Source organism: Paracoccus yibinensis (assembly GCF_030846195.1).
GTDB lineage: Bacteria > Pseudomonadota > Alphaproteobacteria > Rhodobacterales > Rhodobacteraceae > Paracoccus > Paracoccus yibinensis.
The window spans coordinates 279,309-301,205 of record NZ_JAVCWH010000001.1; the positions used below are offsets into that span (position 1 = coordinate 279,309).

The 21,897-nt window shown below is 65.0% G+C and carries 22 protein-coding genes; 11 read left to right on the forward strand and 11 right to left on the reverse strand.

From position 1 onward, the window contains the following. The first annotated feature begins 4 nt into the window (after positions 1-4). The 3 genes from RAH32_RS01415 to RAH32_RS01425 all read left to right on the forward strand — a co-directional run bounded on the left by RAH32_RS01415 (position 5) and on the right by RAH32_RS01425 (position 3,030). Positions 5-1,492 carry a replicative DNA helicase gene (locus RAH32_RS01415; RefSeq protein WP_306604464.1) on the forward strand — a complete coding sequence of 496 codons (1,488 nt, stop codon included), beginning with the start codon at positions 5-7 and terminating at the stop codon, positions 1,490-1,492. Next, positions 1,483-1,839, forward strand: coding sequence for a DMT family protein (locus RAH32_RS01420; RefSeq protein ID WP_306604465.1), 357 nt, complete (start codon positions 1,483-1,485; stop codon positions 1,837-1,839). Before RAH32_RS01415 ends, RAH32_RS01420 begins: the two co-directional genes overlap by 10 nt. Before the next feature lie 114 nt (positions 1,840-1,953). Continuing rightward, complete coding sequence (locus tag RAH32_RS01425; RefSeq protein WP_306604466.1) at positions 1,954-3,030, forward strand: siderophore-interacting protein; 1,077 nt, start codon at positions 1,954-1,956, stop codon at positions 3,028-3,030. A gap of 20 nt (positions 3,031-3,050) precedes the next feature. On the opposite strand, the gene RAH32_RS01430 is transcribed toward RAH32_RS01425, so the two are convergent. The 3 genes from RAH32_RS01430 to RAH32_RS01440 form a co-directional block, all read right to left on the reverse strand. Continuing rightward, positions 3,051-4,277, reverse strand: a complete 1,227-nt coding sequence (locus RAH32_RS01430; protein ID WP_306604467.1) for an MFS transporter — start codon at positions 4,275-4,277, stop codon at positions 3,051-3,053. Then, the gene (locus RAH32_RS01435) at positions 4,277-6,337 is read right to left on the reverse strand and encodes a TonB-dependent siderophore receptor (RefSeq protein ID WP_306604468.1); all 2,061 of its coding nucleotides are present in this window, start codon (positions 6,335-6,337) and stop codon (positions 4,277-4,279) included. The genes RAH32_RS01430 and RAH32_RS01435 overlap by 1 nt, the downstream gene beginning before the upstream one ends. A gap of 369 nt (positions 6,338-6,706) precedes the next feature. Further along, positions 6,707-7,015: an ETC complex I subunit gene (locus tag RAH32_RS01440; RefSeq protein WP_306604470.1), complete on the reverse strand. Its 309-nt coding sequence runs from the start codon at positions 7,013-7,015 to the stop codon at positions 6,707-6,709. Positions 7,016-7,137: 122 nt separating this feature from the next. Between RAH32_RS01440 and RAH32_RS01445 the strand changes: the two genes are divergently transcribed. Then, entirely contained in the window at positions 7,138-7,662 is a 525-nt protein-coding gene (locus RAH32_RS01445; RefSeq protein WP_306604472.1) for a superoxide dismutase family protein, read from the forward strand. Position 7,663: 1 nt separating this feature from the next. On the opposite strand, the gene RAH32_RS01450 is transcribed toward RAH32_RS01445, so the two are convergent. Beyond that, a complete protein-coding gene (locus tag RAH32_RS01450; protein ID WP_306604474.1) occupies positions 7,664-7,966 on the reverse strand; it encodes a hypothetical protein in 303 nt (100 codons plus the stop codon). Between the two features lie 72 nt (positions 7,967-8,038). Here RAH32_RS01450 and RAH32_RS01455 point away from each other — a divergent pair, with 72 nt between their 5' ends. Further along, positions 8,039-8,314, forward strand: coding sequence for an I78 family peptidase inhibitor (locus RAH32_RS01455; protein ID WP_306604475.1), 276 nt, complete (start codon positions 8,039-8,041; stop codon positions 8,312-8,314). A gap of 6 nt (positions 8,315-8,320) precedes the next feature. On the opposite strand, the gene RAH32_RS01460 is transcribed toward RAH32_RS01455, so the two are convergent. The 3 genes from RAH32_RS01460 to rpsB all read right to left on the reverse strand — a co-directional run bounded on the left by RAH32_RS01460 (position 8,321) and on the right by rpsB (position 12,114). After that, positions 8,321-8,905 carry a (d)CMP kinase gene (locus RAH32_RS01460; RefSeq protein ID WP_306604477.1) on the reverse strand — a complete coding sequence of 195 codons (585 nt, stop codon included), beginning with the start codon at positions 8,903-8,905 and terminating at the stop codon, positions 8,321-8,323. 1,429 nt (positions 8,906-10,334) lie between these two features. Beyond that, positions 10,335-11,246 carry a translation elongation factor Ts gene (tsf, locus tag RAH32_RS01465; RefSeq protein WP_306604479.1) on the reverse strand — a complete coding sequence of 304 codons (912 nt, stop codon included), beginning with the start codon at positions 11,244-11,246 and terminating at the stop codon, positions 10,335-10,337. Between the two features lie 82 nt (positions 11,247-11,328). After that, positions 11,329-12,114, reverse strand: a complete 786-nt coding sequence (gene rpsB / locus RAH32_RS01470; protein WP_306604481.1) for a 30S ribosomal protein S2 — start codon at positions 12,112-12,114, stop codon at positions 11,329-11,331. A gap of 239 nt (positions 12,115-12,353) precedes the next feature. Between rpsB and trhA the strand changes: the two genes are divergently transcribed. The 3 genes from trhA (at position 12,354) to RAH32_RS01485 (ending at position 14,954) form a co-directional block, all read left to right on the forward strand. Further along, the gene (gene trhA / locus RAH32_RS01475; protein ID WP_306604483.1) at positions 12,354-13,004 is read left to right on the forward strand and encodes a PAQR family membrane homeostasis protein TrhA; all 651 of its coding nucleotides are present in this window, start codon (positions 12,354-12,356) and stop codon (positions 13,002-13,004) included. 100 nt (positions 13,005-13,104) lie between these two features. After that, entirely contained in the window at positions 13,105-13,749 is a 645-nt protein-coding gene (eda, locus tag RAH32_RS01480; RefSeq protein WP_306604485.1) for a bifunctional 4-hydroxy-2-oxoglutarate aldolase/2-dehydro-3-deoxy-phosphogluconate aldolase, read from the forward strand. 2 nt (positions 13,750-13,751) lie between these two features. Then, positions 13,752-14,954, forward strand: a complete 1,203-nt coding sequence (locus tag RAH32_RS01485; RefSeq protein WP_306604486.1) for an MFS transporter — start codon at positions 13,752-13,754, stop codon at positions 14,952-14,954. Between the two features lie 56 nt (positions 14,955-15,010). On the opposite strand, the gene xseA is transcribed toward RAH32_RS01485, so the two are convergent. Continuing rightward, on the reverse strand, positions 15,011-16,567 hold the full coding sequence (gene xseA / locus RAH32_RS01490; RefSeq protein WP_306604488.1) for an exodeoxyribonuclease VII large subunit: 1,557 nt from the start codon (positions 16,565-16,567) through the stop codon (positions 15,011-15,013). A gap of 62 nt (positions 16,568-16,629) precedes the next feature. Here xseA and purD point away from each other — a divergent pair, with 62 nt between their 5' ends. Then, the gene (gene purD / locus RAH32_RS01495; RefSeq protein WP_306604490.1) at positions 16,630-17,886 is read left to right on the forward strand and encodes a phosphoribosylamine--glycine ligase; all 1,257 of its coding nucleotides are present in this window, start codon (positions 16,630-16,632) and stop codon (positions 17,884-17,886) included. A gap of 59 nt (positions 17,887-17,945) precedes the next feature. Here the strand turns inward: purD and RAH32_RS01500 are convergent, their stop codons facing one another. Beyond that, positions 17,946-18,965 carry a ribose-phosphate pyrophosphokinase gene (locus RAH32_RS01500; protein ID WP_306604492.1) on the reverse strand — a complete coding sequence of 340 codons (1,020 nt, stop codon included), beginning with the start codon at positions 18,963-18,965 and terminating at the stop codon, positions 17,946-17,948. Between the two features lie 87 nt (positions 18,966-19,052). Here RAH32_RS01500 and RAH32_RS01505 point away from each other — a divergent pair, with 87 nt between their 5' ends. Then, positions 19,053-19,652, forward strand: coding sequence for a 2-hydroxychromene-2-carboxylate isomerase (locus RAH32_RS01505; protein WP_306604494.1), 600 nt, complete (start codon positions 19,053-19,055; stop codon positions 19,650-19,652). A gap of 47 nt (positions 19,653-19,699) precedes the next feature. After that, complete coding sequence (locus RAH32_RS01510; RefSeq protein WP_306604495.1) at positions 19,700-20,425, forward strand: alpha/beta fold hydrolase; 726 nt, start codon at positions 19,700-19,702, stop codon at positions 20,423-20,425. 75 nt (positions 20,426-20,500) lie between these two features. On the opposite strand, the gene RAH32_RS01515 is transcribed toward RAH32_RS01510, so the two are convergent. Continuing rightward, complete coding sequence (locus RAH32_RS01515; RefSeq protein WP_306604497.1) at positions 20,501-20,851, reverse strand: YraN family protein; 351 nt, start codon at positions 20,849-20,851, stop codon at positions 20,501-20,503. Between the two features lie 92 nt (positions 20,852-20,943). Beyond that, positions 20,944-21,849 carry a 16S rRNA (cytidine(1402)-2'-O)-methyltransferase gene (rsmI, locus tag RAH32_RS01520; RefSeq protein WP_306604500.1) on the reverse strand — a complete coding sequence of 302 codons (906 nt, stop codon included), beginning with the start codon at positions 21,847-21,849 and terminating at the stop codon, positions 20,944-20,946. Positions 21,850-21,897 lie beyond the last annotated feature (48 nt).

A 21,897-nucleotide genomic window follows, 5' to 3' on the forward strand; every position in this document is an offset into this window, starting at 1 on the left:
GTCCATGACCAATCTGCGCGCCATCATTCCGGGCCAGCCCGTCGGCGCCGAGGAGACGCCCTCGATCCCCTTCTCGCTGGAGGCCGAGCAGCAGCTTCTTGGCGCGCTGCTGACCAACAACGACGTTTTCGATCGCGTCAGCCAGATCATCAAGCCGGATCATTTCTATCACCCGGTCCATGCGCGCATCTTCGACATCTGTTCCGAACGCATCCGCAAGAACGCCCTGGCCAGCCCCGTCACGATCAAGGCCTTTCTGGAACATGACGAAGGGCTGAAGGAACTGGGCGGACCCGCCTATCTGGCGCGGATGGCGGGTGCCGCCATCAGCGCCTATGCCGCGCGCGATTACGCCCAGATGATTCGCGAATTCGCACTGCGCCGCGAGCTGATCCAGTTGGGCCAAGACATTTCCGCCCGCGCCGCCACGGTCGAGGTCGGCGACGAGGCAGAAGAACAGATCAAGGCCGCCGAACAGACGCTGTACAAGCTGGGCGAGGCTGGCACGGCCGAACGCGGCTTCCAGTCCTTCCTCAAGGCCGTGACCGGGGCCGTGCAGGCGGCCAACGCGGCCTATCAGCGCGACGGCAAGCTGTCGGGGATCTCGACCGGGCTGATCGACCTGGACGGCAAGATGGGCGGGCTGAACAATTCGGACCTCATCATTTTGGCGGGTCGTCCCTCGATGGGGAAAACCTCGCTTGCGACCAACATCGCCTTCAACATCGCCAAGGCTCACAAGACCGGCGAGCGCCCCGACGGGACCATCGGCACGGTCGAGGGCGGCGTGGTGGGCTTCTTCAGCCTGGAAATGTCGGCCGAACAGCTTGCCGCCCGGATCCTGTCCGAGGCGGCCGAGGTGCCATCGGAACGCATTCGCAGCGGCAACATGGACGAGGCCGAGTTCCGCCGCTTCGTCGAGGCCGCGCATGCCTTGCAGAACTGCCCGCTGTATATCGACGACACGCCCGCCCTGCCGATCAACCAGCTTGCCGCCCGCGCCCGCAAGCTGAAGCGGACGCATGGGCTGGACGTGCTGATGGTGGACTATCTGCAACTGCTGAAGGCCGCCTCCGCCAAGGACAGCCGCGTGAACGAGGTCAGCGAGATCACGCAGGGCCTGAAGGCGGTCGCCAAGGAGTTGAACATTCCGGTCATTGCCCTGTCGCAGCTGTCGCGGCAGGTCGAAAACCGCGACGACAAGCGCCCGCAACTGTCGGACCTGCGCGAATCCGGGTCCATCGAGCAGGACGCCGACATCGTGATGTTCGTGTTCCGCGAGGAATATTACAAGGAACGCGAAAAGCCGTCGGACAGCGACCTGGACGCCATGGCTAAGTGGCAGCAGGTCATGGAACAGTGCCACGGCAAGGCCGAGGTGATCCTGGGCAAGCAGCGCCACGGCCCCATCGGCACGGTCGAGCTGTCCTTCGAAGGCCAGTTCACCCGCTTCGGCAACCTGGCGAAGGACCGGCAGTCGCAATGGGATTAGGGCTGCCGGTCCCCGTCGTCACCATCGGCCTGCTGATTGCGTCGAACGTCTTCATGACGGTGGCGTGGTATGGGCACCTGAAGTTCAAGACCGCGCCTCTGATCACGGTCATCGCGGTCAGCTGGTTCATCGCGCTGTTCGAATACATCCTGCAAGTGCCCGCCAACCGTATCGGTCACGGCCACTTCAGCGCGGCGCAACTGAAGACCATCCAGGAGGTCATCAGTCTGTCGGTCTTCGCGCTGTTCTCATGGTTTTATCTGGGCGAACGCATCGGCTGGCAGCATGGCGTGGGCTTTTCGTTGATCTGCCTCGGCGCCTGGTTCATCTTCCACGACTTCAGTTAGCTGTCAGCCCTGGACGTGCCGAAGCCAGGGAGGATCTGGCCGCTCGAGGCGGGATGGGCTAAAGGGGTCTCAGCCACGCTTAGCGCAGCCAGAAACCCTCTACCCGAGAACCTGATGCTGCACGCAATCACCCGGCTGGCTCATCCCGGCGCCACCATCGCCATGTCCCGCTTTGCGGCGGATCATCCTGAATACATCACCGGGACCAAGACAGGACCATGGAGAATGCAGCTTCCCCTGGGCGGCTTCGACGTACGCCAGGATGGGGCGGCGCTTCTTGTCGAGGCGTCGGGGGTCAACCCCATCGGCCTCAGCTATATGAAGCTGATCTTCGTGGATCACATCCGTGAGTATCTGGCCGAGGAAGTGGAACTGCACTGGGACGGCGATGGGCAGTCCCACGGCATTCCGCCTTTCTTCCGGGAAACGCGAGTCACGGCGTCGCGCCGCCTGACCCCTTCGATGCAGCGGGTGACGCTGACGGTTCCCGACCTGCAGGACCTGCCTCTGGACGAGTTGCACGTCCGCCTGCTTCTGCCCCCCGCGGATCGTCCTGCGAACCTGCCGCCGGTCTGGCCGATGCTGACCGCCAGCGGCGCCCTGAGTTTTCCGGGCGGAGCGGATGCCTTGCTGGTGCGCGTCTATACCATCCGCCATGTCGATCTGGCGCGCGGCGAAGTCGAAATCGACTTCGTGCTTCATCCGACTGCGGAAACCTCGGCCGCCAGATGGGCCGCGACTTGCCGCCCGGGCGATGTTGCGGGTCTGCTGGGTCCGGGCGGGGGCGCGATCCCCCAGGCGCCGCGCCTGCTTTTGCTGGGGGACGAGACGGCACTGCCGGCCATAGCCCGCATCCTGGAGGCCACATCGCCCGGAACCCGCTGCGAGGCGATCATCGAAGTGAACGGCCCCGAAGATGAACAGCCTCTGGCAGGTCCGGTCGAATGGCTGCATCGCAGCGGCGCTGCGCCCGGCACGACGCGGTTGCTGGCAGAGGCGCTTGGCAAGCGGCATCCCTCGGACGATCTTTACGTATGGGCCGGGTGCGAGTTCGATGCCTTCCGCGATATTCGCCGCCACGTCCGTTCGATCTGGAAGCTGCCGCGCGACCGGCACATGGTGGCAGCCTACTGGCGGCGCGGCGTGGCCGGTGAAATGGCAGAGGAGCCGCACCACAGTTCGGCCGCCTGACGGCGGACGACCGCATCGCTCTAGTTACTTGCTGCCTGGACGGTCCTGCTGTCCAGCCGCTGCAGCATCACGACCGCCAGAACAGGAAGAACGGCAGCAAGGCTGAAGAACACGCCATAGCCTGCGTGCTGCGCCACCATTCCCGCGACAAGACCCAGGCCCATGCTGAGCGCGCCGTCAAGGCATTGGAACAGGGTGAAGTCCACCCCGCCCTGCCCCGGATCCGACCACAGCATGAACTGCGTGTAAAGTGCCGTGAAGCCGATGGCCGACAACGCCGATCCCGCCAGCAGCGCCGCCGCGACCGGCAAGGCGGGCGGAAGGTCCACCCCAGCCCCTGCCAGGGCAAGGGACGCCATCAGGATGGCCTGGCAAGCCAAGGCGCCGATCAGGGTTGTCCGCACCCCCAGATGCCGGACCGACATCCCTCCGACAAGCGCCCCCAGCAGTCCCAAGACCAGGCTGCCAAGGCCGTTCAGAAGGCCAACCGACGCAAGGGGAATGCCCCTGTCGATCAGGAACGGCCCCAGCATCCCCAAGGACAGCTTCTGCGCCACGACAAAGATCGCCGTCAGCATCAGCCCCTGCCGGATTTCGTGCCGGGCCAGCGCGCGGCGCAGGCTTGGGCGCGGGCCTGCGGCCGGGGGCGCTGCGGCCCCGCGTGCGGTCATGGCGAACCACAAGATCAGGACAGCCACCAGCCCGGCCATGAACCAGACTGCCCCCGTCCAGCCGAGCCGGGCGACCAAGACCAGAAGCAGCCCTGCGCCGATCGCCGATCCGACATAGGCGCCCCCGACCTGCGCGGCATTGCCCCAGCCATGTTCGCGGCGCGCAAGGACGCCAACCGCATGGCCGTCAATGATGATATCGGCGCTTGCCGTGGCGAAGGCCACCACCATCAGGCAGGCCAAGGCCGGCATCAGCGGCACCAGACCGACGACACCGGCGGCCAGCAGTCCCAGAACGGCGATCAGCCCGAACGCCACGACCAGCAGGGCGCTGCGAGGCGGTCGGTCCCGAGGCAATCGCCACCCCTCGATCATCGGCGACCACAGGACCTTCAGCGCCCAAGGCGCGATCAGCAGGGACAGAAGGCCGATGTGGTCCAGGGGCAGGCCCTGGTCGCGCAGCACGGAGGGCAGCCCGCCCCAGGTCAGGCCGCCGATCACGCTTTGCGCGACATAGGCGGCCCACAAACCGGACAGGATCGCGACCTGTCCAGGCTGCCCCGCATCCCGCGCCATCAGAAGCGGCGGCTCAGGCTGGCCGTCCAGACGCGGCCCTCGTCACGATAGCAGTATCCAGCCGTGCAGGTCTGCTTTTGCTGGTCGAACAGGTTCTTGACGTTCACCTGCATCCTGACCCCCGGCAATTGCACCGGCTGATAGCTGACGCCGAGGTCCACGAAGACGCGGTCGTCGTTGGTAAGGGCATTGGCATCATCGCCATAGCTTTCGCCGACATAGCGCAGGCCCGCCGCCAGCCCCAGACCCGCCGCCGGGCCTGACTGGATGTCGTACTTCCCCCACAGCGACAGCGTATCGTTCGGAACGCCCGAGAGTTCGTTGCCGACAGTCCCCGCCGCGCCTTTCTCGATCCTGACGCGCTGATGGGCATAGCTGGCGATCACGCCCCAGCCATTGTCCCAGTTCGCCTGCGCCTCCAGCTCAAGCCCGCGGCTGTTCAGGTCCAACTGCCGCTGGCGGTTCTCGCCGGTCGAGGCGTCCAGCACGGTGCCGTCACGCTGGTCTATGTCGAAGACGGCCGCCGACACCAGAAGGTTGGTGCCTTCTGGCGCGTACTTGACGCCGATCTCGCGCTGGGTGGATTGTGTCGGCCGGGCTGCGCGTTGCGTGCTGTCGTCACCCGGATCGTCATAGACAAAACCGATATTGGGCGCGAAGGATGTCGAGACGCTGCCATAGGCCATGACACCATTGCCCCAGTCATAGCTGAGCGCCAGGCGACCGGAACGGCCGGTGTCCTCCTGCGAGCTTACCGATCGGCTGGCATCGGTTGTGGTCGTCTCCACGCGGTCCCAACGGGCACTGGCATAGGCCCGCCAGTCGGACCACTGTATCTGGTCATGCAGATAGATGCCCGTCTGCCGCTGTTCCTGCGCGCCGTTGAACGGCACGACTGCCGCGCCCGTATCGGCGGCCGAAAGATAGCCCAGCACACTGTAGCTTTCGTAATCGGCGCGGGTCATGTCGATGCCAGCCAGGATCTCGTGCGACACCGGGCCGGTGTTCACGTTCCACCGCAGGCCGTTATCCAGGACCACCGTGTCGATGTTTTCCTGGTAGTGACCCCAGTATCGCGCCAGATCCGTCCCCAGAGGATAGTGCCCGCTGTATTCCAGATCGATGTCAACCTGTGCGGCGCGAAAGCTTTGGCGAAGGGTAACGCTGTCGTTCAGGTCATGCTCGACCTCATAGCCGAGACGCCATTGGTCCTGCTCGAAGTCGTTATAGTCGGGGTCGCCCTCGTAAAGACCGGACACCTCGCCATAGGCCGGGTTGTAGAAGGCGGCGGTTCCCCCCGTCAGCGCATTCGACACCTCGGCCAGCAGGGTCGCACGCGTCACGCCATTGTCCCAGGACAAGGCCGGCGCAAGATAGGTCTTGTCGTCCGCATAGCCCGGAAGATCGCTGTTCGCCTTGCGGGCCAGGCCGGTCAGGCGATAACTGAATTCGCTGCCTTCCGACAGCGGGCCAGAGAAGTCGCCCGCAATCTGGGCGCGGTCATTGCCGCCGGTGGTCACGTCGATTTCGCGGTAACGTTCGTCTTTCGGACGCTTGGTGATCAGGTTGACGATGCCGCCCGGTCCGCTGACGCCGTAAAGGGACGAGTTCGGCCCCTTCAGCACCGCGATTCCTTCCAGACCGTAAGGCTCGGATTTGAACCAGGCGGTCGGCGCGTTGTATTGGCGCAGCCCGTCGCGGAAATAGCCGTTGTAATAGGCGGGCAAGCCACGCAGGAAGAAGGCATCGAACCGGGTGTCGAAGCCATAGTTGTTCGGGTTTGCCGCAGCCGTATAGCCCAACGCTTCGTTCAACGTGCGCGGCGCCTGGTCCTCGATCTGGTCCTGCGTGACGATCGTGACTGCCTGCGGGATCTTGCCGACCGGCGTATCCAGTTTGGTTGCCGTCCGGCTGATGCCAGGGACATAGCCATCCTGGACCAGCGTGGTATCGCTTTCCGCCTCCAGCGTGATCTCGGACAAGACAAAGGGCCTGTCCTGAGCGACCGCGGGAAGGGCAGCAACACCGGCAAGCAGGCAGGCAATCAACGGTCTGTTCATCGTGGCTCCTCGGGCAGCAGGCCTGCAACCGCTCGTGTTCGGAACACGAGCGTGAATGACACGCTTGCATGTGAAGGACACTCCACAGCCAAGCTGCTGCCCGGCTAGAGATTCCGATTGAAACTGTCAAGTATTGGCAAGGTTGTGACTTCTTGCCTGTGGCTGCTTCCGCCATCCGGCCACAAGGCGGGTTGCCTGCCCTGCAATGCCACCAATGCGGATTGCGCCGAATAGCTCTCGCCTCGGTGCCAGGACAATCAAAGTATGTTCCGCCGAAGCATCAGAGCCTCGGCGGTCGCCGTGATAGGAGCGTGTAAGGTCAGGGGCTGTCTGAACAGCCAATCATCGGCATCGGATCTGCCCGCCTTTTCAGTGGGTCCACGGACCGCGGCGGTCCGTGGCGAAGTTTTCGCCGTAACCGCGAGGACGGATGTTGGCTGCACGGCCGTGCGGCGGCTGGACAATGTAATCCAGACCATGTTCCCGGCAGTAATCCTCGGCCTGTTGCAGGGTGTCGAACCGCAGGCGAACCTGGCTTTGGGTGTCGTCGGCGCTGATCCAGCCCATCAGCGGGTCGATCTCACGTCCGACGGGCGGAAACTCCAGCACCCATTTCTTGGTCCGCGCCGTGCCGGACTGCATGGCATTGCGGGCGGGTTGATAGATGCGAGCACGCATTCGAAACTACCTTTCGGGCGGATGTCGCGCGACTTATCGCCAATCAGACGGCGCTGATCAAGGGTCGGAACGCCTTTGTGCCCCCTGCGTTAGGCGGGGACAACCATGAAGGAGGATCTCAGATGGCATTCCGAACCGCCGCGGCTCTGGGGCTGCTGATGGCCCTGCCCGCCGCCGCCCAGGACACCACGCCGGCCCAGGGCGAAGCCCCGATGATCGCCGAGATCAAGACCGCCGAGGGGGAAAGCCTGGGCACAGCGACCATCGCGGCCACGCCCTCGGGCATGATGCTGGTGACGCTGGAACTGCAAGGCGTCCCGGCAGGCATTCACGGCACGCATATCCACGAAACCGGCGAATGCGCACCGCCTGATTTCGAATCGGCAGGCGGACATCTGGCCGGCGACAAGGAACATGGCATCATGGCCGAGAACGGTCCCCATCTTGGCGATCTGCCCAATATCCATGTGCCGGACAGCGGCACGCTGATGGTGGAATATTTCGCCGCCGGTCTTACGCCGGAAGTGATGAACGATGACGACGGGTCGGCAATCATCATCCACGAACAGCCGGACGATTACGTGGGCCAGCCCTCGGGCCATGCCGGCGGCCGTATCGGCTGCGGCACCTTCGCCCAGGCCCAGTGACCTATTCGGCAGGTGCGGCGTCCGCAAAGGGCGCCGTGATCTCCACCGCCTGGGTGCGCTTGTCGAAGATGCAGACCATGCGATCCTGGCCGGTCTGATTTCCGACGGTCACCAGGGCCGCCCCATAGCTTTCCGATCCGAAGGGATTGACCTCGATTGTCACGGACGCCGTTTCCGGCGCACTGATCGCTGCCACGCAGGTGTTTTCGACCGAGGCGCGGAAATCGTCCCAAGCTTCCTCGCTGGACGCAAGAACCACCCCTGGCAGGACAGCCACGGATGCCGCAATAAGTCGCTGTTTCATCAGGCCTCTCCATCGGAAGCGGGGAACACGTCGCCCCCCTCCTCGTTAGGGTCTAAACACAAAGGTGATCCGATGCCATCTTCGCTGCGCATGATCCTGCCCGTCATCGCCATGGTTCCCTTGGCGGCTTGTGCCACCGCCTATGCCCCGACCGTTTCCGCCACACGCTGCGATCCGGCCCGGCATCAGGCCCTCGTCGGCATGAACATCGGCGAGGTTTATCTGCCCCCGCAGCTTCATTACCGCGAAATCAGCCCAGGCCAGATCGTGACGCAGGAATATCAGCCGGGGCGCCTGAACATCTTCCTGGATCCGAAAGGCTGGATTGCCCGGGTCAGTTGCGGCTGACCGGGATCAACCGCGGACCATGTTCACTTGTGCGATGGCCAGGGCAATAGCTTCGGGGATGGCAAGGTGGGTGGTATCCAGAAGAACCGCATCGGGCGCAGGCTTCAGGGGCGCCGAAGCCCGATCGCTGTCGCGCCGGTCTCGTTCCTGCAACTGTGCCAGCATTTCGTCCGGGTCGGCGCCCAGTTCGATCGCCCTCCGCCGCGCCCGCACCTGATCCGAGGCCGTGACATACAACTTGACCGCCGCATCCGGGCATATGACCGTGCCGATGTCCCGTCCGTCCAGAACGGCACCGGGTTCCTGTTCGGCAAAGCGGTGCTGGAAATCGACCAGGGCCGCACGCACTTCAGGGATGGCGGCGATGCGGCTGGCGGCCTGTCCCGCCTCGGCGCTGCGCAGGTCGGGTCGGGTCAGATCGCTAGCATCCAGGGACCGCGCCGCCGCGACCGGATCGCCCCCCTTGGCCCCCGTCGCGCGATAAAGCAGGCCGGTATCCAGATGATGGAAGCCGAAATGGGCAGCAAGCGCGCGGGCAATGGTGCCTTTGCCGGATGCAGCGGGTCCGTCGATGGCGATGATGAATGGCATGGTCACGCCTCACTGGTTTCCCGCCACCCATCGCATGAGAGATCGTGCAAGGTCCACAGCATGGGTCAACGAAGAACGCCGGACCCGACAGATGAGACCTTCCACGCTGCAGGAAAAGCTTTCACTGAAGTCTCTCTTGTAAAGCGGACGAAGGGCGACGCAAGCGCGCTCACGCTCACACCTCTCTGCTGATGCCGGCGAGGCCCTGTGATATTGTAGCGGGAAGACGATGTTGTCAGAAGCGGTGCAATGTCACCTGATCATGCGTCATGTCTTTTCGCATTTCTGGCGGCTTAAACGCTGGGCCTCCCGATGCCCTTGCAAGCGCCAGGCCATGAGATACCCCCGGTCCCCGTAACACCCACCAACATGGCGGAGGGCAACCAGCCTCATGCGGCATACGACGCCCGCGCCGATTAGCTCGGCGCCATGCTCGGCGCTATCGTCGAAGACCAGATCGAGCGGCTGATGCCTGCCCCGGTCCAGACGGCCTTGCAGATCCGAGATGCCGCAGAAGCCATTGGAACCGTCGTCAAGGGAGACGCACGACCGGATCTTCATGGTCGCAGGTGACGCGTCTGACCGACGACATTCGGAGAGAATCTTGCTCGATGAGGTCAGGGCGCCGTTGGAACACTCCTCTCTTGAAAAGGTGGCGAACGTTGCAGAGGCAATGGGCGCAAGAGGCAGAAGCCGAGCGGCGAGTCTAAGAGGCGTGGCGCCAGCAACAGAGTGCCGCAAACACGCAGGTCCTCCTCGACATCTTCGGGCCGTATCCGGGGCTGCCTTGCAGCCAGAGCCGGAACCACCCCCAATCCCTACGCCGGTCCCGTTCCCACGTTAGGCCGAAACGGAGGCGGTAGGCTCGTTTCATCATCGAAATGGTGGTTCGACAGCAGGCTGAACTGCACGCCGCAGGTGCTGTTGTCACGCAGGTATTCACAGGCCAGGGTGCGCCCCTCGCTCCAGGCTGTCGGCTTCCCAAAATAGCCGAGGATGACGGACACTCGAATGAGGTTATCCGAGGCGCGAGATCAACGCGTATATGCCAAAGCCCGCGCGGCAGGGCAGTCAGACCGGACGCTTACGGTCGCCGCATGGAGACACTTGCCTCTTGAGGGGATGGGGGATCGGGATCTTTATTGACCATGCCTCCGCCTCGTTCGAGGTGCGTCGAATTCGCGTCTCCGCATGAGGTGATGTTGGCCGGTTCGTTTGACGACGAATCCGGCAGGTCAAGCTTCCTGTGAAATCACCTTTGAGGACTTACAGATCCGCGCAAAGACAACTCCACGCGCGTGTTGCTGTCCTGCTGTTCGGCCAAAAAAAAGCCTGCCGGCGTTACCGCTGGCAGGTTCTGGAGGTCGTGTCCTGCAAGGCAGAACGCGTCAACCGACAGGTCCCGCGTTCCGCATTCCAATCGGAAGGATCAGGCGCCGCTGAGGGTCTTGGCGACCTCGGCTGCGAAATCCTCTTCCTTCTTCTCGATCCCCTCGCCGACGGCGACGCGGGCATAGCCGGTGATCTCGACGCCGGCTTCCTTGGCGGCCTGTTCGACCGTGACGTCGGGATTGATCACGAAAGCCTGGCCCAGCAGGGTGTTTTCGGCCACGAACTTCTTCATCCGGCCGGGGATGATGTTGTTCTGAATCACGGCTTCAGGCTTCGGTTTGGCGGAAGAGGCGTTTTCCTCCATGGCCTTGGCGGTCTGCACTTCCAGCTCGCGCGCCAGCATCGCCGGATCAAGGGTGGCCTCGGACAGCGAAACGGGGTTGGTCGCGGCGATGTGCATCGCGAACTGCTTGCCGATCGCCTGGGCCTTGTCCTTGTCGCCCTTCAGCGCAACCAGGACGCCGATCTTGCCCATGCCTTCGCCCGCAGCGTTGTGGACATAGGAGACGACGGTATCGCCTTCCAGCAGGTGCATCCGGCGCAGGGTCATGTTTTCGCCGATGCGTGCGATGGCGTCGGTCAGCACCTCGGAGACGGGCTTGCCGTTCAGGTGGGTGGCCTTCAGAACCTCGATATCGTCCGCCGTGGTCAGGGCGATATCGGTGATGTCGCGGACCAACTGCTGGAAATCGGCGTTCTTGGCAACGAAGTCGGTTTCCGAATTGATTTCAACGGCGACGCCGCGGCCATCGGTCACCTGCACGCCGACCAGGCCTTCGGCGGCAACGCGATCGGCCTTCTTGGCGGCCTTGGCCAGACCCTTGGTGCGCAGCCAGTCAATGGCGGCGTCCATGTTGCCGTCGGTTTCAGTCAGCGCCTTCTTGGCGTCCATCATCCCTGCGCCGGTCGTCTCGCGCAGCTCTTTCACCATCGCGGCGGTGATAGCCATGATCCGTCTCCTTTGATCAACGCGTCAGGCGGGGCATATCCCCGCCTGACAACAGTTCCATGAATGTCCGATGGCAGCCGGATCAGGCGTCGGCGGTTGCCTGTTCTTCCGCCGCGGGTTCGTCCAGCAGTTCTTCCGGGGCGTCCGACAAGGCGCCGACATCGACGCCGGCGGCGCCCATCTGGGCCGACATGCCGTCAAGCGCGGCGCGGCTGGCCAGATCGCAATACAGGGCGATGGCGCGGGCTGCGTCGTCGTTCCCGGGGATGATGTAGTCCACGCCTTCAGGCGAGCAGTTGGTATCGACCACGGCCACGACCGGGATGCCCAGCTTCTTGGCTTCCAGGATAGCCAGGTCTTCCTTGTTCACGTCGATGACGAACAGCAGGTCCGGCAGGCCGCCCATGTCGCGGATGCCGCCCAGTGAGGCTTGCAGCTTGTTCTGCTCACGCTCGAGTTGCAGGCGTTCCTTTTTGGTCAGGCCCTCGGCCCCGCCGGCCATCGTCTCGTCGATGGCCTTCAGGCGGCTGATCGACTGGGACACGGTCTTCCAGTTGGTCAGCGTGCCGCCCAGCCAGCGGTGGTTCATGTAGAACTGGGCCGACTTTTCAGCCGCGTCCGCGATGGGTTTCTGCGCCTGACGCTTGGTGCCGACGAACAGCACGCGGCCGCCCTTGGCGACGGTGTCGCGCACGACCTGCAGCGCGGCGTCCAGCATCGGCAGGGTCTGGGTCAGATCCAGAATGTGGATGCCGTTGCGGTCGCCATAGATGAATTCCGCCATGCGCGGATTCCAGCGCTGCGTCTGGTGGCCATAGTGAACGCCAGCTTCCAAGAGCTGACGCAGATTGAATTCGGGAAGCGCCATTCCATGTCCTTTCCGGTTTGCGCCTTGGCAGGGGATTCAGGGCGGATGCCCCAACCGGTGGACCTTTTGCGGATGTCTCCCGCAAGGGCCCGCCCCTGCCTGTGAAGTGTGGGGGCAAATAGACCTGTTGTGCCCCATTTGCAAGACCCGGCACGCCAAGGGACCGATAAAAGCTGACGGATCTGTCAGTTGCCGGGATGGCTTCGGTCAGGCAAGCTGAAATCAGCACAGGGTTTGCCATGACTGACATCCGCTTTCGCTTTGGACGGCAATACGATTTCTACGAAATGCTTGCAGACGGGATCGTCCACGGGATCGGCGTTGTCCTGGCCCTGATCGGCGTGACGGCGCTGATCTTTCATGCCTCGCTGTCCGCCAGCGGGGCCGAGGTCGTGGCGGCGGCGATCTATGGCACCGGGCTGATCCTCGCGCTCGGGCTGTCCTTTGCCTATAACATGCTGCCGCATTCTCCGCTGAAATGGTATCTGCGGCGGGCCGACCATTCGGCGATCTTCGTCCTGATCGCGGCAACCTATACGCCGTTTCTGCACAAGGCCTCGTCTGATCCGACGGCCTTCGGCCTTCTGGTCTGCATCTGGACGGTGGCCGCGCTTGGCGTCGCGCTGAAATGCCTGCTGCCGGGCCGATACGACCGACTGGCGATCCTGCTCTATGTCCTCATGGGGTGGAGCGGGCTTGTCGCCTTTCGTCCCATCGCGGACCACCTGCCCCCTTTGTCCGTCCTGCTGATCGTGGCGGGGGGCGTCGTCTATACGGCGGGCATCGCCTTTCATGTCTGGGAAAGGCTGCGCTTCCAGAACGCGATCTGGCACGGCTTTGTCGTGACGGCGGCGGCAATCCATTATGTCGCGGTGCTGTCTGCGATCTAGTTAGCGATATCAGGATTTCCGCCCGGGGGGCGGCAAACCGCTTGCATCGCCCCCCTCCAGCGGGCAGTTTGCCCGCACATCGCGGAACGGAAGGTGCGCCATGACCCCTGAAATCCAATCGCAAAAGACACGCGCGCTGTGCAGCCTGGCCCCGGTCATTCCGGTGATCGTGATCAAGAACGCCGAACGCGCGGCGGGGCTGGCGCAGGCCCTAGTGTCGGGCGGGCTGCCGGTGCTGGAAATCACGCTGCGGTCGGATGCCGCGCTGAAGGCAATTCGCGCGATGTCGGGGGTGTCGGGCGGCCATGTCGGCGCGGGGACGGTGCTGACGCCGGACGATGCCAAGCGCGCCAAGGATGCGGGCGCGACATTTGCCGTGTCACCCGGCCTGACAGATCGTCTGATGGCCGCCTGCGAGGATCTGGAACTGCCCCTGCTGCCCGGCGCCGCCACCGCGTCCGAGGTCATGCGCGCGGCCGACGCGGGCTATGACATGCTGAAGTTCTTCCCGGCCGAAGCCATCGGAGGCGCGCCTGCGCTGAAATCCCTGGCCGGTCCCTTGCCGAAGATCCGCTTTTGCCCGACGGGCGGCATCTCGACCGCGAATGCCGGTGACTATCTGTCCTTGCCGAACGTTGTCTGCGTGGGCGGAAGCTGGATCGCCACCGACGCGGATGTCAGTGCCGAAAACTGGGGCGCGATCCAGGAACGTGCCCATGCCGCCGCCAGGCTGAGCCGGGGCTGATCTTGCCCGCCGATCTGGCGCAGGCCCGGCGCAACGTGATCGTGCTGGTCGCGGCCCAGGCAATCCTGGGCGCGCAGATGTCGGTGATCTTCATCGTCGGCGGGCTTGCCGGCCAGATCCTTGCGCCAAATCCCTGCATCGCCACCCTTCCCCTGTCGATGATCGTCCTGGGATCGGCATTGACCGCACGTCCTCTGGCACGGTTCATGCAGCATCGCGGCAGACAGGCGGGGTTCCTGCTGGCGGTGCTGGCAGGCGCCCTGGGTGCGGCGTTCGCGGCCTGGGGGCTGTGGGCGGGATCGTTCTGGCTGTTCATGGCCGGATCGCTGCTGACCGGCATCTATATGTCCGCGCAGGGGTTCTATCGCTTCGCGGCGACCGATCTGGCGCCCGAGGATTACGCCCCGCGCGCGATCAGCTGGGTCATGGCGGGCGGTCTTGCGTCCGCGATCATCGGTCCTGCCGTAGTGCGCGCGACGGACGGGCTGACGGCGGTACCGTTCCTGGCAGCCTATCTGGCGGTGATCGGGCTGAACGCGCTTGGCCCTTTCCTGTTCGCCTTTCTCCACAGCCCCCCGCCCGCGCCCGTCCACGAAGACCGGCATCCCGGCCGTCCGCTGGCCGAACTGCTGCGCCAGCCGCAGATAGCGGTGGCGATGATCTGCGGGATGGTCGCCTATGCGCTGATGAACCTGGTGATGACCTCGACCCCGCTGGCGGTGGTCGGCTGCGGCTTCGCGCCAACGGACGCGGCCAATATCGTCAGCGCGCATGTGCTGGCGATGTTCGCGCCAAGCTTCTTTACCGGCCATCTGATCGCCCGGTTCGGCGCCGAACGGATCGTCGCGGTCGGCCTGTTCCTGCTGGCCATGGCCGGTGCAGCGGCGCTTTCCGGGGTGGAGCTGACGCATTTCTTCGCGGCGCTGATCCTGCTGGGGATGGGGTGGAACTTCGGCTATATCGGAGCGACGACCATGCTGACACGCGCGCATTCGCGCGACGAAAGGGGCCGTGTCCAGGGGCTGAACGACGCCGTGGTCTTTGGCGGCGTGTTCCTGGCCTCGCTTTCGTCGGGCGGGCTGATGAATTGCAGCGGCGGATCGGTCGTGGCGGGCTGGAACGCGGTCAACCTGGCGATGCTGCCCTTCCTGGTGCTGGCGGGCGGCGCCCTGATCTGGCTGATGCTGCGCCCGAGGGACGCGTAGCAGCGGGGGCGCTTCGCCCCCCGCACCCCCAGAGGATACTTGCGCCAGAATGAAGGTCAGAACAGGGATTTCTGTTCAGGCGGCCTGGCCTTGCGGGCCGGTTTGGGTGGCGCGCCTTCGGGGCGGGCATTGACCCGGCCATCCGCGAACTCAAGCTCGACCTGCGGCACCTGGCGCGCGGCCTGGGCCGAGGTGATGGCCCCATCCGGCCCGCGCACGACAACAAAGCCCCGCTTCAGCGTTTCGGTATAGCCCAGCGACTGCCGCATCCGGTCCACCCGATGCAGCGCCTCGCTGCGTGCGCGGATCGCCCGCTGCGCCGCCAGAGCCAGCCGCCGCGACAGGTCGGCCAGCTTCTGGTCCTGAAGACCGATCGACCGGCGGGTTGTAGCCATCACCCGTGCCAATGATGCGTCCAGCCGCTCGCTCATTGCCGTCATCCGGTCGCGGCGCCGCTCCAGCCGCCGGGTCGCTGCGGCATCCAACCGATGCTCCAGCCGATGCAGCGCGTGGCCCTTGCCATCCGTGAACCGGCGCAACAGTGCCACCGGCATGGGCCGCGCCGCAAGCTGATGCCGCCGCGTCCGCACCAGACCGTGCAGCGCCGGATCCAGCCGCCCGCCCCACAGGTCCAGTCGCTGCCGCGCCGCTTCCGTCAGGGCCGTGGGACGGCCCAAGGCGCGGGACAAATCGCGCAGCCGCTGCCGGGGGCGGTCGATGTGATGCTGGCTGCACCGCGTCAGCCGCGCCTGCGATTCCGCCAGACGCGCCGCCAGCTCGGCCAGCACAGGCACCGCCATCTCGGCCGCCGCGGTCGGCGTCGGCGCGCGGCAGTCGGAGGCGAAGTCGATCAGCGTGGTATCCGTCTCGTGCCCCACGGCCGAGATCAGCGGAATGCGGCTTTCGGCGGCGGCGCGGACCACGGCCTCCTCGTTGAAGCCCCACAGATCCTCAAGGCTGCCCCCGCCTCGCGCGACAATCAGCAGGTCCGGGCGCGGGATCGGCCCGCCTGGGGCCAGGTCGTTGAAGCCCCGGATCGCAGCAGCCACCTGCGGGGCGCAGCCCTCGCCCTGCACGGCCACCGGCCAGATGATCACGCGGGTCGGAAACCGGTCCCGCAACCGGTGCAGGATGTCGCGGATCACCGCCCCGGAAGGCGAGGTCACGACGCCGATCACCCGCGGCAGCGACGGCAGCGGCCGCTTGCGCGCCTCGTCGAACAGCCCCTCGGCCGCCAGCGCCTGGCGGCGCTTTTCCAGCATCGCCATCAGCGCGCCAAGGCCCGCCGGCTCGATCTGGTCCACGATCAGCTGGTATTTCGACTGGCCGGGAAAGGTGGTGATGCGGCCGGTGGCGATGACCTCCATCCCCTCCTCGGGTCGCTGCGCGAGGCGCGCCGCCTGCCCCTTCCAGGTCACGGCGGCCAGGACGGATCGGTCGTCTTTCAGGTCAAAATACAGGTGCCCCGACGATGGTCGCGAGACACGCCCGATCTCTCCGCGCACGCGGACACGGCCGAACTGATCCTCCAGGCTGCGCTTGACCGCGCCCGACAGCTCGGAAACCGTGAATTCATGGGCATTGCTGCCCGGCGCGTCTTCCAGCAAATCCATGCGTCTTGTTCCCCTTCGACGCCCAGACTAGAACGCCGCCACCAGAAGCGAAAGGGCGGCCCATGAACATCCTGATCCTCGGCGGCGGCGGGCGCGAACATGCGCTGGCCTGGGCGATCCGGCAGAACCCGAAATGCGACCGCCTGATCGTGGCCCCGGGCAACGCAGGCATCGCCAATGTCGCCGAATGCGCCGACCTGAACATCCTGTCGCGCGCCGAGGTCCTGGAATTCGCACAGGAAAACGCCATCGACTTCGTGGTGATCGGTCCCGAGGCACCCCTCGCCGCAGGCGTGTCCGACGCCCTGCGAGACGCCGGCTTCCTGGTCTTCGGCCCCTCGCAGGCCGCAGCCCAGCTTGAGGCCTCGAAGGCCTTCACCAAGGAAATCTGCGATGCCTGCGGGGCACCGACCGCCGCCTGGGCGCGCTTCACCGATGCTGCCAGCGCCCGCGGCTACGTCAGCGCGCAGGGCGCCCCCATCGTGGTCAAGGCCGACGGGCTGGCCGCCGGCAAGGGCGTCACCGTGGCCGAAACCGTAGACCAGGCGCACGAAGCCATTGACGCCATCTTCGACGGCGAGTTCGGCGAGATGTCGGTGGTGATCGAAGAATTCATGGCAGGCGAGGAAGCCAGCTTCTTCATCCTCTGCGACGGCACCGACTGCCTGCCCGTCGGCACCGCGCAGGACCACAAGCGCGTGGGCGACGGCGACACCGGCCCAAATACCGGCGGGATGGGCGCATACAGCCCGGCCCCGATCCTGACCGATGCCTTGCAGGAGCAGGTCATGGCCCGGATCGTGCGCCCGACCATGGCTGAAATGGCCGCGCGCGGGATGCCGTTCCAGGGCGTCCTTTACGCTGGCCTGATGATCGATGGGGGCGAAGCCAAGCTGGTCGAATACAACGTCCGCTTCGGCGATCCCGAATGCCAGGTGCTGATGATGCGCCTTGGCGGGCAGGTTCTGGACCTGCTGCTGGCCTGCGCCGAGGAGCGGCTGGCGGACATGGCGGTCAACTGGGCCGACGATCATGCATTGACAGTGGTGATGGCTGCGCAGGGCTATCCCGGCGCCTATGAAAAAGGAAGCATCATCCTGGGCCTGAACACCCTGCCTGAAAGCAGTTTCGCCATGACCTTCCATGCCGGCACCGCCAGCCGCGACGGTCACATCATCGCCACCGGCGGCCGCGTCCTGGCCTGCACCGGCCGCGGCGCCACCCTGGCCGAGGCGCACGCCCGCGCCTATGCCCAGGTGGACGCCATCGACTGGCCAGGGGGCTTCTGCCGCCGCGACATCGGCTGGCGCGCGCTGTAACTTCTTCTTCACTTAAATATCCCCGCCGGAGGCATCCGACGGGGACGCAAGCGCAAGCCTCACAGGCTCGAATACAGCCCTTCATAGATCGGCAGCAGCGTATCCGTCTCGAACAGGCTGCTGACCGAGGTTCCGTTCCAGATGTTCAGGATCGCCTGCGTGAACATCGGCGCGGTCGGCACGATGCGGATGTTCGGTGCCGTTTTCACCGCCTCGGTCGGCTGGATCGAATCGGTGATGACCAGTGACTTCATCACCGACTTGCTGACCCTCTCGACCGCGGGGCCCGAAAGGACGCCGTGGGTGATATAGGCATGGACCTCGGTCGCGCCGCTGTCGGTCAGGGTCTGCGCGGCCTTCACCAGCGTGCCCGCGGTGTCGCAGATGTCGTCAACGATGATGCAGGCCTTGCCTTCCACATCGCCGATCACGGTCATCTCGGCCACCTCGCCCGCCTTTTCGCGGCGCTTGTCCACGATCGCCAGCGGCGCTCCGATCCGGGTCGCCAGTTCCCGCGCGCGTGCCACGCCGCCGACGTCGGGCGACACGACCATCAGGTCTCCCATCCGCCCTCGGAAATGATGCTGCACATCCAGGGCAAAGACCGGCGCGGCATAAAGGTTGTCCACCGGGATGTCGAAGAAGCCCTGGATCTGGGCCGCGTGCAGGTCCAGGGTCAGGACCCGGTCGATCCCCGCCTCGGTCAGCAGGTTCGCCACCAGCTTGGCGCTGATCGGCGTGCGGGCCTTGGCGCGGCGATCCTGGCGCGCATAGCCGAAATAGGGGATGACCGCCGTGATCCGCGCAGCCGAGGACCGGCGCAGCGCATCGGCCATGACCATCAATTCCATCAGGTTGTCGTTGGCCGGGTTCGAGGTGGGCTGGATGATGTACATGTCCTCGCCGCGGACGTTCTCATAGACCTCGACGAAGATTTCCTGGTCGTTGAACCGCTCGACCCGCGCGTCGCAAAGGCTGACGTTCATGCCCCGGTGCATCGACATCCGCCGTGCGATGGATGCGGCAAGGGTTCGGTTTGCATTGCCGGAAATCAGCTTGGGTTCGGTCATGACGGGCATGGATGGAGCCTTTTCGGGGGGATTCGCCAGATTGCGCCCGCCTTACCACCCGGTTAGCCTGCGGGCAAATCGCGAAGGATCGTCTTCATGGCCAATATCGACTACTATTTCGGAACGATCAGTCCCTATGCCTATCTGGCGGGCGACCGGCTGGAACGGATCGCCGAACGGCATGGGGCCACAATCACCTACAAGCCCCTGGACATCCTGCAGCTGTTTGATCGCACCGGCGGGATCCGTCCGGCCAACCGCCATCCCAGCCGCATGGAATACCGCGCCCAGGAACTGACACGCTGGGCCGACCACCTGGGATTGGCGCTGAACATAAAGCCCGCCTTCTGGCCGGTGAACATGGCGCCATCGTCCTATGCCGTCATTGCGGCGCAGGAAACGGGCGGCGGCGATCTGGGCGGACTCGTGCAAGGCATCCTTCGTGCCGTCTGGGCCGAGGATCGGGACATCAGCGACGACGGCGTGCTTCGCGACATCCTGGAAAAGCACGGCTTTGATCCGGCCCTGGTCGACAGGGGTCTGTTCGTCGGCGCTGAAACCTATGGCCGCAATCTGGAACAGGCGGTCGAAGCCGGGGCCTTCGGCTCCCCCTTCTATGTCGTGCGGGACAGCGGGCAGAAATTCTGGGGACAGGACCGTCTGGACTTCCTTGACCGTCACCTTGCCGCACTATGACCGGCATTCACAAGCGGCATTGGGCTGGGGACAAGGATCGCCCGGCCTTGGCCTTGCACTGCATGATGGGCAGCGCGGCCTATTGGGGAGCGATCGCCAAGCGGCTTGACGGCCGGGTCGATCTGATGGGCTTCGACATGCCGGGTCATGGCCGCAGCAGTTCCTGGACACCACGGCCCGACGGGCCGGATTTCCACACTGCCGTCACCCGGGTCGCCGCCAGCTTCATCGAGCGCCCCCTGGATTTGATAGGCCACAGCCTGGGCGCGACAGTCGCCCTGCGCATCGCGGTCGCCGCGCCGGATGCCGTGCGCAGCCTGACGCTGATCGAACCCGTGTTGTTCGCTGCCGCCCCTGACGCCGAACAGGAAGCCCGTGACAAGGTCATGTCCGAGCATATGATCCATGGACGGACCAGTGATGCCGCACGCGGCTTCATCGACATCTGGGGCGCCCAGCCCTTTGATACCCTTCCGCCTTCGGCGCAGCGGGCCATGACCAACCAGATCGGTCTGGTGATCGATACGGATGAGACACTGGCCAAAGACCGGGCGAACATTCTTCGCGAGGGTGGACTGGAGTCCATCGACGCGCCAGTGCTGATCGTTGCAGGTGAACGTTCGCCCACCGTCATTCATCGCATCGCCGATGCCCTGGCGGCGCGATTTGCGGATGTTGGCCGCGCGGTCGTGCCAAATGCAGGACATATGCTGCCCCTGACCCATCCTGATCAGACCGCCGACCTGATCGGCTTGAACCTGGACCGAGCCTGAAGATCCCGTCGGCCTGCCATGTTCTTGAGCCGCCGGACACCTCCGGCGTCTCGGTCTTTCGGGAGCCGAACTGCCTCAGGCAAAGCTCTCCTCGAAGGCACGTTCCAGGATGTCGACCTGGCCCTGAGCATCGACCAATGCCGCGTCGAAACGCATTTCCGGCAACAAATCCCAGCCTGCACTGTCGCAATATTCCAGCGCCGCGCGCATGATGCGACCCTGTTGCGCCGAACCCAGCCGCAGGGCCGCCTCGGCATGTGTGGCCGACTGCTTGACTTCAACGAATACCAGACAAGCCCCCTGCTTGGCGACCAGGTCGATTTCTCCGGCCTTGCCGCGCCAACGACGCGCCAGGATCGTCATTCCCCGGCGTTCCAGCACCCGCGCAACGCCCTCCTCGGCCAAGGTGCCCGACAGGTGTGCCATCCGGCCCCTTGTCCTGCGGGACGCGGACACCTGCCGAGGCTGCGACGGCACCGCGCAGGGCAAGTTCAGCGATCTGACAACATGACCCATCTTCAATCCCTGCCTTCGTCCAGGCCAAGCGCGATCTGATAGACATCGCGCCGTGCCATATCCAGTTCCGCCGCCACCTCTCGGACGGCGTCCTTCATCGTCATCGTCCCAAGCCGCGTCCGCAATGCCCGCCGCACCGCATCATCGTCGGCCACCACCGCGCCGGGCCGATCGACCAGCATCACCACCTCGCCCTTCAGGGTGGCCATGCGCGGATCCTGCGCCAATGCAGTGGCCGTTCCACGGATCACTTCCTCGAACTTCTTTGTCAGTTCCCGCGCCACCACTGTAGGTCGATTCGCATCAACCTCGCACATCTCTCTCAATGTCTGGTTAACGCGCCTGGGGCTTTCGAACAGGATCAGCGTCGCATCGACCGCCATCCAATCGCGCAGCCAGGTCAGCCGCGCCCCTTTGGACGACGGCGGAAAGCCCAGGAACAGGAAGCGGTCGCTGGGCAACCCCGACAGGCTCAGCGCGACCAGCGGTGCCGAAGGTCCGGGAAGGGCATGGACCCGGTGGCCTGCCTCGGCGGCCTCTCGGGCAAGGCGGTATCCCGGATCGGCCACCAGCGGCGTTCCCGCGTCCGAGGCATAGGCGATGCTGGCACCCCCGGCCAAGGCCGCCATCAGCCCCGGCCGGGCGCGTTCGCCGTTGTGGTCATGATAGGGGATGATACGCCTGCCCCGCAGCGGAATGCCGTGAATGTCCAGAAGATGCCGCAGCACGCGCGTATCCTCGGCCGCCAGAACATCGGCCGCGTTCAACACATCAAGCGCGCGCAACGTGATGTCGCGGGCCGTGCCGATGGGCGTCGCCACCAGATAAAGGCCGCCCTCCAGCCGCGGCGCCTCGACATGGGCCGAAAGACGATGGGCGGGCTGGGGATCGTCGCGTCTGTCGGTCATCGTCTTCTCCTTCCGACTGATTGCCAAGCAGGCCCGTTGGTCCTAGGC